The organism is Vibrio halioticoli NBRC 102217 (assembly GCF_000496695.1).
GTDB classification, from domain to species: domain Bacteria; phylum Pseudomonadota; class Gammaproteobacteria; order Enterobacterales; family Vibrionaceae; genus Vibrio; species Vibrio halioticoli.
In genome coordinates, this window is record NZ_BAUJ01000030.1 from 20,615 (window position 1) to 32,749 (window position 12,135).

Genomic DNA, 12,135 nt, shown 5'->3' on the forward strand with positions numbered 1-12,135 from the left:
CTAACTCACACTGCGCAGTGGTACTAGGTCATTGTCGTCTGGATCAGTATCTCCGATTGCAGTACCTTCTTGGACTACGGGATTATTCAATATCTCTGCATCATGATTGGATTCAAGCTCGTAAATGTCTTCTTTTAAATACTCAGGCTTATCAAGTGATAATCTTGCCATGTTGTTGTCGGCAACAACCGCATTCATGGCATCTTCTATTTTTATCCCTTGGTTGGTATAAGAATCAATTAAAGCGTTGTCTTTAGGGTTCGATGAGTACATTAGGTTGCGGAATGGATCAACGATAAGGCGACCTACACCCATACCTGTTGATGTATTAAAGAAGATTTCAGAGTAGTGACCCGCCTCAGTCGAAACCTTACGCAACATACGATAACCCGCAGGTGGTAATGACATAAGATCGTCTTTTTCCGCTTGCGTAATAGCAGACGTTTTTTGAGCAAGGATAAAGGTATTAGCCGCATTTTCAGAGATTGCTTTACCTGCATCGGTCTTTTGCGTATCTCCTATCCCCTGAGTTACCAATGTTCCGTTTCCATTGTACTTTCTAAAACGGCGAAACCCTTTCTCTATAAAGGCTTCAACGGCTTTTGAGTTCGCTAATAGATCCCATGCTTCATCTATGATAACTAATCGTTTGATACTTCTATCTTGTTTAAACTCGTGGTACATGCTGTGTGATATTTGAACAACCAACATAAATAGCACAACCGCTTGCAAGCGAGGTGTTTCACTTAAACCGTCTAGCTCAAGAACGTTAAAATCACCTTTGAACTCAACATTGTGTGGCTTATTAAAATATTTACCGAACTGGCCAATAGATGTAAATGGTGATAATTGTTTACCTATATCTTTAATTCGAGTGTCTTCTTCTCGTAGACAGGCTTCAGCAACGTCATCAATCAACAAGTCGTGCTGTTTAATTTCCCACAGTTCACGTAAAATTCTCTCAATTTCAGACGCTTGTAAATCAGACGGTGAAGACTTAGTAAATGCCATCGCCAAGATTAATCCACCGAGCATTTCTAAACTGTCAATAAACGCCGTAGGATCATCTTTAGGTATCATGGTGAATGGATTTAAAGATAATTGCTTGTCATCTGAATTAAATGTCGTAAATTTTCCACCTAAGCTATCACTCAATTTTTTGTAAGATTCACCTGCATCAATGGCCCATGCTTTATTTCCTGTTGATAAATAAGCACGGATAATTTCATTCGTAAGATAACTCTTACCTGATCCACTTTGAGCAAAGATGTTGAGGTTATAATTTGTCTTTGAGTCAAATAGATCTACGCTCATGATCTGGCCTGTACGACTTACAAAATTTAAAGTCGGTGTGCCTGTCCCTTTCCATTCAGAAAAAATTGGTAGTATTGGGATTAAGTGCTGTGATGATAACGTAAAGTATCGGCGCGAATATCTCACTGCTTTTTGACATGCACCAAATGGCAGTAATTGGATAAATGATGGAATGGCAAAAGAATCTTCATTAACCATCGTACAACCTGCTTGCTTCATGTAACTTTGAAGTGAGGTTAAACCATCATCAGCTTCAGTTTCATTAGAACCAAAAACAGCGGCAGAAATAGTTACTTGTGTAATGCGCCCTTCGTTCGCAACGGACTCAGTAATAGAATCTAGATCAGCTTTCATATCTTTAATTTTTGGTGCGAACTGAGTTAGAGCCGAAAACGACTGCTTGATATAGTGACTTTTCTTTGTTTCTAACTTTCCTTTTTCTTTGAGTGAGTCAGGAAAATTGATATTTATCGTAATCAAAAAGTTCTGTGTGACACAGCCCATACCATCAAACGGATCACCAAACCAACGAAAAGTCGCCCCGGCCTGTGTGCGTCTAGGAAAACGTCTAACCGTCAGCATACGAGCGTAAGTAGGCTTATCTTTACTGCCTAAGACAACACCATTTCGTTGTTTAAAAACGCTAGTGTCATACTGTAAAAATTGCTCATTGATAGTCTTTTGTTCGTCTACAGGAAGATTGCGTTTTTGTAGCCACTCAGCATTATCTTGCCAATTCAACATAGCGTTCATGACGTTAATAAGCATTTTCGCTGTCATTTTTTTAGGTTGAAAAAATGCTTTCGTTAGACGTTGCTCCATAACTCGCTGAATCGCTAAGACAGCTGTTAATTCATCTTGGGCAATATCCATTTCAGCAAGCGGCATTTTAAGTGTGATGATTAGCTGAAAGTCACGTACTTTAGTTCGTTGGATCATTTCAATCGGCTCTCTAGTGCCGCTTTGTAAAAAACCAAGTGCGTTATTTTGGCTCTCTCTAAGTAGTGCCGACTTACACTCTCTACGCAAACGATCTGAACCTGAAATAACGTGACGAATATCTGGACTTGCCCACAATGAAAAGCTAATCATTGTGCCAATTGGATAAGTATCTTGATTTAACATTAACTCTAGCGATGAATTAATTTGTTCATCCCAACCACTCACGGGTTCACACATAAATGAGAAAGCTAATGTTTGGTCGTCACATAAGAACAAGTTGTGACCTTTATCAAACGCTAACGGCCTAAACAAACGGCTAGACTCGTTTTCTTTGAATTTATAATCAAACATACAACTCTCCTTAATTGCTGTTCTTAGCTAACCAAGTCATTAATTGGCTAGGCATACCCACACTCAATTCACTATTTGGTGCAACCAATGTTGGCGATGTTTTTATTTGTAAAAATGCGCTCAAACCATATGAGTTCATTGCTTTTGTCTGATCGCAACTTGCCTTTGCATCACTGAAGTTTTGAGTTATCAATTGATCTAAAATCACTGCATCATTCACTTTTTGGTGAGCGCATTGAAGCGCAATAAAAGGGTTTATGTGTGATGCTTCAACCGCAGTTAAAATAAATCGAAGTCTATAGTCCGTTGCGTACTTAGATAGCACTGAAACTACGTGTGAAGTGTTTTCCTCAAATGGATCTATGAAAATCGTAACGGTTTGCGATTTTGATGGATTCACTATGAAATCAAACACATCTTTGGTATTCACGTTGAGTTTATCTAGTGGTAACTTTCTCTCTAATGCTTCTAATTGAGCTGTGCCGTTCACTTCAACATTTGACCACATATCAAAAAGCTGACCTTTAATCACCCAACGAGGGTTATCCGAAACAACTACTGACTCACCACTATTTGCAAACAACACAACAGCGTTCGAGTGCAGTAGTTTCTTCGGTTTAGACGCGACCTTAACAGCCGCTTTTATTTGTTCACTTGCTGTTTCATTAGCTAAAGAGTGAAAGGCGATAACTTGCACTAAAAAGACAGTTAAAAAAATCTTGAGTAACATCATCATCGCCTTGAATCCCTTAGATAATCGCAGTAAACAGGTTGCCGATAATTGTTGGCGTGTAGTTCAAACCAAGCGCAGCACCTACACCGATAGCGAATGCCATCAATGACTGACGAACAACACCCATAACGATACCAACCATCACAAACGCAATAGCGATACCTTTACCAAGTGAGCCAGTGATCCAAGCCGTCATTTCATCTACCCATACATCAAACGTGGTATCTGCACCGCCAGCGTGAGCCATTGCCGCCATAACGAACGTAAGAACTGCTAGTGACGCAAAAAAGGCTAGGCGCATTTTCATATCGTCATTCATTGCTACTTTTGAAAAACCCATAACATATCTCCTTGTGGTTTTGGTCTTCAATTTTTACTTTGACTGTGTTGTTCAGTTAGCCGCTACTTGGTAGAAGTTTTAGTTGAACCCTGCACAGACACAGGTTTTTTCAAATGAGGTTTAATCAACCTTTGAGATTCCTTGTTAATTGTTCCCACCTCCCATTTACGCTTTTCTATGTCGGTATACACCAACGTTGATAGATGCAGGTCGTCCGAAGTATCTACCCAAGGTGCGACCCATATTCGTAAAACTTTTACATCTTTTCTCAGCACATCCCCGTCATAACTGAAGGAAAAAGGTACTGATACATTTGATTCTCCCACGCTTTTTTTAGTTTCCGAAATCGACTCAGAAGATACCCCTAAGCCATTGGTTTCATTGAGTTCATCAAGCGTTATGCTCTTTCTTTCACCATTGCTAACGTAAATAATTTCATCGTTTTCTTTCATTTCACCGTTGCTTGCTTTGTAGATTGTGCGTGAACTCGCACAAAGTGAGTTTTCATCACCTGACGCACAGTTAAATTCACTCTGACCAATGGAACATCCAGTGACCAACCCAAAAGAAAGTGATAAAAAAAGTAGATTATTCTTATTGTTCAAAATGCTCTTACCCACTCCTGAATCAATAAAAGAACGCTCAATTTTCTTGAATTTATTTAATGAAATCATAATGTTGTCCCCTCTGTGATCACCATATCGACCACACGCCCCGCACCAATTTCAATTACAGGGTGAATTGAGTCGGCTAAATTCATGTAATAGTCAGCAAGTTTCGTCATAGCCTCTGAAGCACCTTTGGCCGCACCACCTTGTAGTGCATCTGAAGACCAAACATCTTGATACTGTTGTTGCCCTGAACTGCTTGTTGAAATTACTGGCACAGGGTTCACATCAAACATTGAAGCCATACCCGCCGCAAAACCCGCCATCATTGCATTGGCCAATACTGTTGAATTACGTGTAACTAACGTGCCTCTTAAACCATTTTTGCCGTCTTCACCCACTGCGAAACCTTTGAAGCTCTGTTCAATCACTTGTCCATCGTATCTAACACATGTAATTGCTTCGCCACGTATAAAGGCTCGCTCTGAACTGAGATCTCCATATCCCGCCATAAGAGCAAAACACTCTCTTACATCATCTAAAGTATGAAAATTAGGCAAGATGGCCTCTTTCTTGAGGCGAACCAATAAAGGAACTGGATTTTGTTGAGCTGATGAAGCGGTAGGTGCATCAAGACCTGTCAATAACACACCAGTTAAGATCGCACCTTTAGGTAAATAGATTTCGTTTTCATCGACTACAGGTTCAACCGTTGGATCTTCAATCACGCTGAACAGTATTTCAGTTCTTCTATCACCGCTCGATGGTCGATAATTAACATCACCTGTTGGGTTTTCTTTGGTTGGCAACGTTCTAGTTGGTAGGGTTTTAGTTGAACTTGACGTATTTGAGTTGGTCGTCCCGCCATACGAAAATTGCCCATTTTTAACAGCTCTACGTTCAGGTTGGACAGGGAGTGTTTCCGTACCAGCTCCCGCCCCTGGCACAACAGGTCGTTCACTACCTAGAATTGTATTGACTTCAACCTCACCAAGTTCATAGCGCACAAGTTCTTCAACTCTTGCTTGAGTAGCGGCATCGGTTTCTGCTAATTGAGTTTTTAACTGACTAATCTCTTTAAGAGCTTGCTGTAACTCTCTTGCTAGAGCGACAGATTGACGCGAGTTAGCTTTCAGTGTCTTATTTTCTTCAGTCAGAATATCGACACGTTCTTTAGTCGCTAAATACTGCTTATTCAGGTCGGTAACTTTGTCATTCACAGCATCTAAACCAAAGTCACGAGCGTTTTTGGTTGTGATTAAATTCTCAACTTTAGGCTGAGTTTTTCGTACTGCTTGCTCAGGGCCAAGTGCTTCCATCGCTATAATAGCTACAACGATAATTATCATTGCACCGCCGACCATATAAGCCTTACTCATTTGGCTAGGGGTTAGATATTTCGATAAAAATTTATTCATCGTCTTATCCTCCAATTAACGAACGGCGAGTTTTCTGCTGTGTCGAAACTGGCTTGTTTCTGTAGAACATTACAAATACTTCCGTCTTCTCATTCGGTAGCAAAGTTGTTGTTGGGTATGCTGAAATCGCCACTACACCGTCTTTATAGCAACTGTTTTCTGTAAAGTTTACGGCTTGTGTAGAACGGTTTTCAGCAATACCAATTGACACTACATAATCACCACCAGTAACGAATTGGCCATTGTAGAAATTGAACGTAAGTCCAGATTGCTTGCAACTAGGCAAATACTGGGCGTTTACCTTTTTCATTTGATAGCCGTTCGGTAGCTCACCCCTGACCAGAGAACCCATGACATTTTTAATAGTTTCAGATCTTGGATTAGAGCGTTCAAAACGTCTGGCTAATTCAGAACCTTCATTGGTACTGCCTTTCAAGATCACTTCTTGTGGTGCAACAGGCATTGGTCTGAATATCACTTTGATAGACGTTGATTCATCGCCAGACTCAGTGATAAAACCCGCTATTGGTTGCGAAGATGATGTTGAAAGGTAAAGCACATTACCTTGTGATTTAGTAGCTACTCCTTCAACTGCATCGAGCTTAACTGATGGATTTTTGAAGGGTGTAACTATGCGATTTACATGTTTGGATGAAATTACATGAACTGCACTTTGCTTTTCAGAATTACCCGCTGAATTACTTTGGTTATTAGAATTAGTTGTACTTGGTACGACCGCTAACTCCGTAGCACTCACGGGAATCACACAAGGAAGCAAAGTAAGTATCAATAGATGTTTGATATTCATTATTTTTGCTCCTTTTTCTTTTGCTTCGCAGTCCACTCCGAGTCACGAGGCCCACCTTCATAGACATTTATGTAATGCAGTAGAGGTGTATAATTTTCGACACTAAATTGCATTTCATAAGTACGAGAGAAGCGATCTGTTTTACCTGTTGGGCCTACCATTTGGCCACGACCAGTAATAAAGACAGTACCGTTTTCGTATAAAGCACGTTCAGGTGAAAAGCTCATAACAACTCGCTCATTTACCAATTCGCCAAGTTGCGTTGATATTGAATCTCTTACATCTTTGTAAATTCGAGGGCCAACGAACGGCATAACTGATTTGATTGTGTATTCAGAGCTGTTAGGTGTGATGTTGCCAAGCATGTTTGCGATATAGAAACCTAATCGCTTGTGGTTGTCTTCACTCATATTTGTGCGAGATAATTCACTCTCTACACAATGCTCATTGAGGTTGTGAATTACGATTGTGTCTTTCTGTGTATTAAAGAATAACGACACACATAGCACTAATACGAGTACGACATTTGCTACGACAAGAAGTTTGTTGCTCTCCTTGAGTAGTTTAAAATCGGTTTTTAATCGAGAAAATTCCATTGTTCAAACTCCTTACTGCAAATAACCAACACGACTTATGAATGAAATTCATCTATTAGTGGTGGTTGCATAGACGAGTGTTCGGATACATGGTCAATCGTAAATCCAAGATCACGAAGCCGGTGAATAAAATATCCACGCGGTTTGCCGTCCCGTATTTTGCAATATTGAGTTTTTGCACAAAGACCAAGCACTAGGCCGATCATTGGTGAGTTGATGACAATGCCAACGACTAAACCGATTGCTACGGCGGCTATTTCGTCAAACTGCCAAATAAGAAAATGGATTGGTTCATCTACCAAATCTGGTATATCAATAGTGTTGTCATCTAACATGGCTGCACCTCCCACTGTGCAATTAGCTCATACCATTTAGTCTACAGACGAAAAAAAATTTCCAAAATCGACTGTTTTTAAAGGCTTTCCGTTGGATAGGAACGTTAGAATCGGCAAGAATTGAACGTCCAATTTGAGCTAAATAAACAATAACCAAATTAGTGACTAAATTTTTCTCATAGCTATCTCACTTAGCTATCACTCGTTTTCTCAAATATAGGAATTTTGAGAAAATGAGTAAGTGAGAAAAATGAGAAAACTAAAAAATGTAAAGATTTGAGTGTTTTAGATAGGTGGATACGTGCCAAAAAGCACAAACATGATTGTTTATGCTTTCAAAAATGAAACTGGCATAGCTAGGCTACATCTGCGGGAATGGGAATCAATGTATTTAAAGTGACCTTTTTTGCACCATGAATTGTAAACATTTTACTGCGTAGGTCTTTATCAAGTTTTAAATTACAAATAGCTTTGCGAATATAAAAACTTTCTGGCTTAGTTGGATTAACTTTGAATGCTATATCGTATTCATCGTGTGTTTTGTTTGGATGCCTAAATAGATATGTCATTAATCGGCAATTTTGAGATCCAGCATGAAATTTAGCAATGACTTCTTGTGTCTCTGCATTAATTACAGCACATTCATTTGGACAGAACGCTAGTTTAAGATAGTCATTATTACTTTTCTCATTTTGCACCTGTAGTGACGGTTGGTTTGGTAAAATCTCCATATCCCCTTCATCACCACGGCTTTGATTTGATTTGTTGTTCTCTCTGAACAGCACGTTACTATCGCTATAATAGAACTTCGCTAAAACAATAGTTATGACTAAGAAAAAGATAATGATGGCAATCAGCAAGTCTTTGCTAAATCTATATTCTCCAAGCGTGATTACTTCATTCATACAACTACCCCGCATTCCATAAAGCTGTTTTAACTCTTTTGTTTGCCTCTGTTTGGTAAACAAACATGATTTCATACACACTAATCATCTTTGCATCTAGACTCATTTCTTTTGATAAGGACACCTCTACTACTTCTTGTAAAAATCGCTCAAAATCAAAAACCGTTAAGTAATACTGACCCATTGAAGGGATTGGCATATTAAGCGCGTTTAGCTCTTGAGTATAAACTTCCGTTCTACGAATAAGCATTGACTTAATTAGCATCTTAATCTTGCCAATTTCTTTAGGATCATTTATGTCATATTGAGAAAGAATAGACCTCAGCTCTCGCACCTTACCTTCTGAATGAAACCATACTGTGTAGCGAGTATAATTATATGAAATCTCAGGTGTTAATTGTTCTTTGTAGATAACATCACTCGATTTTGTAGAAATAAGTAGTAATGCAAAACACCATCCCAAAATCGCCGACAATCCGAGTGCATACTGGCTTAAATATTTGCCCTTTCTGCCTTTTTCAAGGTCAATATTAGCCATAGTCGCATTCACTTTTTTATTTGCGTCCATTATCTAATACCTTCTGTTTTGTATGATTCATAGTCCGAAGCGAACTTTGAAAAAAAACGCCTGACAGTGTGTTCACTTACCTCTAATCCATTGTTTTTTAACCACTTAGATAATGAGTCATATGAATACCCTGAAAACCGTAAATTAAATAAACCGTCCTTATAAGCCTTTAAGCTTTCTAACTTTTTTGTTGGTTTACTGAGGTGTTTATATTGGTCTGCATCCATTAAAGACCCCCATTCAGTTGTCGGTAATTGTCGGTAATTGTCGGTTACTATTTACTAAATATCCCGTTGCCTTTAGAACTAAAGCCTGTAATAGCACAGGCTTCAATTGTTACAATTTACTTGAAAGCAACTTTAGAGCTTCACTAATACCTTCTTCTAACTCAATTAAGTTACTGGCTAACATATAAGCAGGTGTCGTAATCAGCTTATTTTCTTCATCCACACAAGACTCTACCACCGAGCAAGTAACATGATTAACACCCGTTGTAGCCATTGCTTCTATTGTTCCGCTATCACTACCAATTGTCAGTTTTGAACCTGAGACTACCTTTGCAAGCAGCACCGGGGCGATACACATTGCTAAAATCCATTTATTGTTCTGATTAAACTCTGTGATGACACTACCAATACTAGGAATGACAGAATATTCACTCCCCTTCACAGCAAAATCAGATAAATTTTTAGCAGCACCAAACCCGCCGACAAAAATAAGAGCATCAAAATCCCGATGGTTCAACTCAGTCAATGGCTGGGTTGTACCTCGACTAACACGATTCGATTCAACTAAAACGTTACGACCTTCGCTTGCTTCACCCGTTGAATGGTCTATTGTATGAAGTTGCTGAGTATCTGGAGCGAAAGTTTGATACTTCACTCCTAGCTTTTCTAAATGCAACATTGTTATGACAGTCTCATGCAACTCTGAACCATCAAACACCCCTGAACCAGACAAAATCACCGCTACTTTTGACATACAACCAACCATTCCTGCTTATCGAATTTTATTCAAACATCTCGCAATTTAACGCATAACACCATTCATATTTAGTGAGCAAATGTAAAATTATTAACCAAGTTTCATTTAAGTCATTGATTCATATTTAGTCAATTACAATGTATTTTTATGCAACAAGTATGACCAGTCCCATACTAAGATTATAATGCTCTAAGTTTGGTACGGGCGACACTTTATCAAAACTCACCTTGCGCATATATTATTAATATATACGTTATTATTTAACCAAGTATATTTCATCTTTTTCTCTTAATTTCACCTTTCCAATATGCGTAATCCTTGTTGCTATCATGGGATCATTTAGGCTCTTAGCTCGCAATTTTCTAGGTCGTGGATAGAGAATACTTCTCGGTGATAAAGGGCTAGGCGGTGACACAATAAACACCCCCCACCTCATATCTTTTCTTTCTCCATCCATGTAAGTAACCCTAGCTCGATACTGTGTACCCGTTAGCCAACGATACCTAACGCGACTAAATGAGATCTCAAGAGTACGAAAATACTCTAATAACGATTGCTCTGTGACATACACACTACACACTACACACGATACTAATTCTTCAACTTCCATACTTAAATGAAGTAAACCTTTACCCTCGCTCGAAAGTCTCTCTATGAGATCTTTTGCTTCAGGAATATTGTCTGTTTCAAACAAAAGCATCATTTTTTCTGCATTCTCACCCTCAATATCATAACCGCGATATGCTTTGTTCTTGCGGATCGTAATGCCTGTTACCTTGTCACCCAAAAATATCGGCATGTTACGATAGGGCCGGTCTTTTCCAAGTGCGTAGTATTGTTGATGAAGTTCATCAAGAGCACTTTTTAATTCTGAATACTCATAAGCGTTCGTTGCTTTTAATATATCTCGATTGAACGGGAGCTGGTATCCGCCCCTCACCTCTAATTCTCCTGCTTCTCGAATCGGTACTAACCGTTTTTCCGAAACCGCATCATCAACTAATTCATTGATTTTAAATACAATAGAATTAAGTGATTCTTCTATTTCTATACCTTCGTTATTCTCTGTCATATCACCACCTCATAAGCATATATTATTAATATATGCATTAAATACCAACAAAACAACAATTTGCATAAAGGGAAACGGGAAACAGGTGTTTCTTGATGTTTTGTGTTTCTAAATAGATTATAATCATCGTTTATGTATCAGCAATGTTGGAATAGAACAATGACTAGCACAGAAAACCAAAAATCAAGTGTGAATTACAATGATGTTGCCAGAGCAGCTATTGATATGATCCAACAAGGTATTAAACCGTCTGTTCGTAAAGTTATGCTGGTCACTGGCGGTAAGACGGACACTGTTTCTAAGTTCTTACGCGACTTTAACGATAAACGCGCCGCTGAAATTCTCACAATGTCTGATGAAATTGGTAGTAGCAATATTGCCAAGTTGCTTGCAGATGAAATGATAACCGTTGTTGACCGAAAAACATCCAACCTACAAGACCTAATTAAAGAGCAGAAGATTCATATAGATGAATATGTGAGCTTACTCGAAGAAGTTGAACTAGAAGCTCAAAACAGAATTGAGCTTGCTGAAAGTAAAATGACATTAGCAATTGACGAGGCAAAGAAACGAGCTGATTTAGCTGAAGCTCGTATTCAAACAGCAGAAAAAGACCGAGATACCGCATTAGCAAACTGTGAAAAAGTTGAGAGCCGCTGTAAATCAGATATTGATAAAGCGGAAAGTGAGGCTACTGCGCTCGTAAATGAAATCACTAAGCAACTAGAAAAAGCTGAAACTGAAACTAAAAGCCTCCGCGAACAGGTAAAATCACTTTCTATTGATGCGGCAAAACGAGACATCGAATCAGAACAACACGCAGAAACCAAACAGCAACTTGAAACTATGCGTGAACAATTGGCTGATCAGAAGACCAATATAGTTAAACTGACAGCACTTGAAGCAGTCTATCAAAAAGATATTACTCGATTGGAAACCGAATCAGAACACGCTAAGAAATCCAGTGAAGAACTGGCCAGAGTGCAGGGCCAATTAGTAGAACTGCAAAAACAGATCTCTCAGCAAGAAAATGAGTTAGCTAGTTTAAAACGTGAACGTGACTCACTCACCACGGCATTAAAAAGCAAAATAACAGAAAACGAAGACACTAAGAGCAGTAACGGTAAGAACCAATAATTTTATAGGTTCGGCTTATCTATG

Annotated in this window: 14 protein-coding genes; 1 reads left to right on the forward strand and 13 read right to left on the reverse strand. The window is 38.9% G+C overall.

What is annotated here, in order from left to right:
- From traC to VHA01S_RS10360, 13 genes are all read right to left on the reverse strand, one after another.
- Complete coding sequence (gene traC / locus VHA01S_RS10300) at positions 1 to 2,607, reverse strand: type IV secretion system protein TraC (RefSeq protein WP_023404302.1); 2,607 nt, start codon at positions 2,605 to 2,607, stop codon at positions 1 to 3.
- Positions 2,608 to 2,617: 10 nt separating this feature from the next.
- Positions 2,618 to 3,343: a thioredoxin domain-containing protein gene (locus VHA01S_RS10305; RefSeq protein WP_023404303.1), complete on the reverse strand. Its 726-nt coding sequence runs from the start codon at positions 3,341 to 3,343 to the stop codon at positions 2,618 to 2,620.
- A gap of 13 nt (positions 3,344 to 3,356) precedes the next feature.
- Complete coding sequence (gene traA / locus VHA01S_RS10310; RefSeq protein ID WP_023404304.1) at positions 3,357 to 3,680, reverse strand: TraA family conjugative transfer protein; 324 nt, start codon at positions 3,678 to 3,680, stop codon at positions 3,357 to 3,359.
- A gap of 62 nt (positions 3,681 to 3,742) precedes the next feature.
- Entirely contained in the window at positions 3,743 to 4,354 is a 612-nt protein-coding gene (locus VHA01S_RS10315; RefSeq protein WP_023404305.1) for a TraV family lipoprotein, read from the reverse strand.
- The gene (locus VHA01S_RS17845) at positions 4,351 to 5,706 is read right to left on the reverse strand and encodes a TraB/VirB10 family protein (protein ID WP_023404306.1); all 1,356 of its coding nucleotides are present in this window, start codon (positions 5,704 to 5,706) and stop codon (positions 4,351 to 4,353) included. The genes VHA01S_RS10315 and VHA01S_RS17845 overlap by 4 nt, the downstream gene beginning before the upstream one ends.
- Positions 5,707 to 5,710: 4 nt before the next feature.
- Positions 5,711 to 6,514, reverse strand: a complete 804-nt coding sequence (locus VHA01S_RS10325) for a TraK domain-containing protein (protein WP_023404307.1) — start codon at positions 6,512 to 6,514, stop codon at positions 5,711 to 5,713.
- Complete coding sequence (locus VHA01S_RS10330; protein WP_023404308.1) at positions 6,514 to 7,110, reverse strand: TraE/TraK family type IV conjugative transfer system protein; 597 nt, start codon at positions 7,108 to 7,110, stop codon at positions 6,514 to 6,516. The genes VHA01S_RS10325 and VHA01S_RS10330 overlap by 1 nt, the downstream gene beginning before the upstream one ends.
- Positions 7,111 to 7,145: 35 nt before the next feature.
- Complete coding sequence (gene traL / locus VHA01S_RS10335) at positions 7,146 to 7,445, reverse strand: type IV conjugative transfer system protein TraL (protein WP_023404309.1); 300 nt, start codon at positions 7,443 to 7,445, stop codon at positions 7,146 to 7,148.
- 356 nt (positions 7,446 to 7,801) lie between these two features.
- Positions 7,802 to 8,350: a hypothetical protein gene (locus VHA01S_RS10340; protein WP_023404310.1), complete on the reverse strand. Its 549-nt coding sequence runs from the start codon at positions 8,348 to 8,350 to the stop codon at positions 7,802 to 7,804.
- Between the two features lie 4 nt (positions 8,351 to 8,354).
- Positions 8,355 to 8,918 carry a hypothetical protein gene (locus VHA01S_RS10345; protein ID WP_023404311.1) on the reverse strand — a complete coding sequence of 188 codons (564 nt, stop codon included), beginning with the start codon at positions 8,916 to 8,918 and terminating at the stop codon, positions 8,355 to 8,357.
- Positions 8,918 to 9,145, reverse strand: coding sequence for a hypothetical protein (locus VHA01S_RS10350; RefSeq protein WP_023404312.1), 228 nt, complete (start codon positions 9,143 to 9,145; stop codon positions 8,918 to 8,920). Before VHA01S_RS10350 ends, VHA01S_RS10345 begins: the two co-directional genes overlap by 1 nt.
- A gap of 109 nt (positions 9,146 to 9,254) precedes the next feature.
- Positions 9,255 to 9,899, reverse strand: coding sequence for an isoprenoid biosynthesis glyoxalase ElbB (gene elbB, locus VHA01S_RS10355; protein ID WP_039970651.1), 645 nt, complete (start codon positions 9,897 to 9,899; stop codon positions 9,255 to 9,257).
- A gap of 259 nt (positions 9,900 to 10,158) precedes the next feature.
- On the reverse strand, positions 10,159 to 10,974 hold the full coding sequence (locus tag VHA01S_RS10360) for a hypothetical protein (protein WP_023404314.1): 816 nt from the start codon (positions 10,972 to 10,974) through the stop codon (positions 10,159 to 10,161).
- Between the two features lie 159 nt (positions 10,975 to 11,133).
- On the opposite strand from VHA01S_RS10360, the gene VHA01S_RS10365 reads away from it, so the two are divergent.
- The gene (locus tag VHA01S_RS10365; RefSeq protein ID WP_023404315.1) at positions 11,134 to 12,111 is read left to right on the forward strand and encodes a V-type ATP synthase subunit I domain-containing protein; all 978 of its coding nucleotides are present in this window, start codon (positions 11,134 to 11,136) and stop codon (positions 12,109 to 12,111) included.
- The last annotated feature ends 24 nt before the right edge of the window (positions 12,112 to 12,135 follow it).

Excerpts from the sequence above, each read along its gene's own strand:
- VHA01S_RS17845 (WP_023404306.1), bottom strand. The coding sequence starts at position 5,706 with ATGAATAAATTTTTATCGAAATATCTAACCCCTAGCCAAATGAGTAAG.
- VHA01S_RS10330 (WP_023404308.1), bottom strand. The coding sequence starts at position 7,110 with ATGGAATTTTCTCGATTAAAAACCGATTTTAAACTACTCAAGGAGAGC.
- VHA01S_RS10305 (WP_023404303.1), bottom strand. The coding sequence starts at position 3,343 with ATGATGATGTTACTCAAGATTTTTTTAACTGTCTTTTTAGTGCAAGTT.
- traA (WP_023404304.1), bottom strand. The coding sequence starts at position 3,680 with ATGGGTTTTTCAAAAGTAGCAATGAATGACGATATGAAAATGCGCCTA.
- VHA01S_RS10315 (WP_023404305.1), bottom strand. The coding sequence starts at position 4,354 with ATGATTTCATTAAATAAATTCAAGAAAATTGAGCGTTCTTTTATTGAT.
- traC (WP_023404302.1), bottom strand. The coding sequence starts at position 2,607 with ATGTTTGATTATAAATTCAAAGAAAACGAGTCTAGCCGTTTGTTTAGG.
- traL (WP_023404309.1), bottom strand. The coding sequence starts at position 7,445 with ATGTTAGATGACAACACTATTGATATACCAGATTTGGTAGATGAACCA.
- VHA01S_RS10365 (WP_023404315.1), top strand. The coding sequence starts at position 11,134 with ATGACTAGCACAGAAAACCAAAAATCAAGTGTGAATTACAATGATGTT.
- VHA01S_RS10325 (WP_023404307.1), bottom strand. The coding sequence starts at position 6,514 with ATGAATATCAAACATCTATTGATACTTACTTTGCTTCCTTGTGTGATT.
- VHA01S_RS10350 (WP_023404312.1), bottom strand. The coding sequence starts at position 9,145 with ATGGATGCAGACCAATATAAACACCTCAGTAAACCAACAAAAAAGTTA.
- VHA01S_RS10340 (WP_023404310.1), bottom strand. The coding sequence starts at position 8,350 with ATGAATGAAGTAATCACGCTTGGAGAATATAGATTTAGCAAAGACTTG.
- VHA01S_RS10360 (WP_023404314.1), bottom strand. The coding sequence starts at position 10,974 with ATGACAGAGAATAACGAAGGTATAGAAATAGAAGAATCACTTAATTCT.
- elbB (WP_039970651.1), bottom strand. The coding sequence starts at position 9,899 with ATGTCAAAAGTAGCGGTGATTTTGTCTGGTTCAGGGGTGTTTGATGGT.
- VHA01S_RS10345 (WP_023404311.1), bottom strand. The coding sequence starts at position 8,918 with ATGGACGCAAATAAAAAAGTGAATGCGACTATGGCTAATATTGACCTT.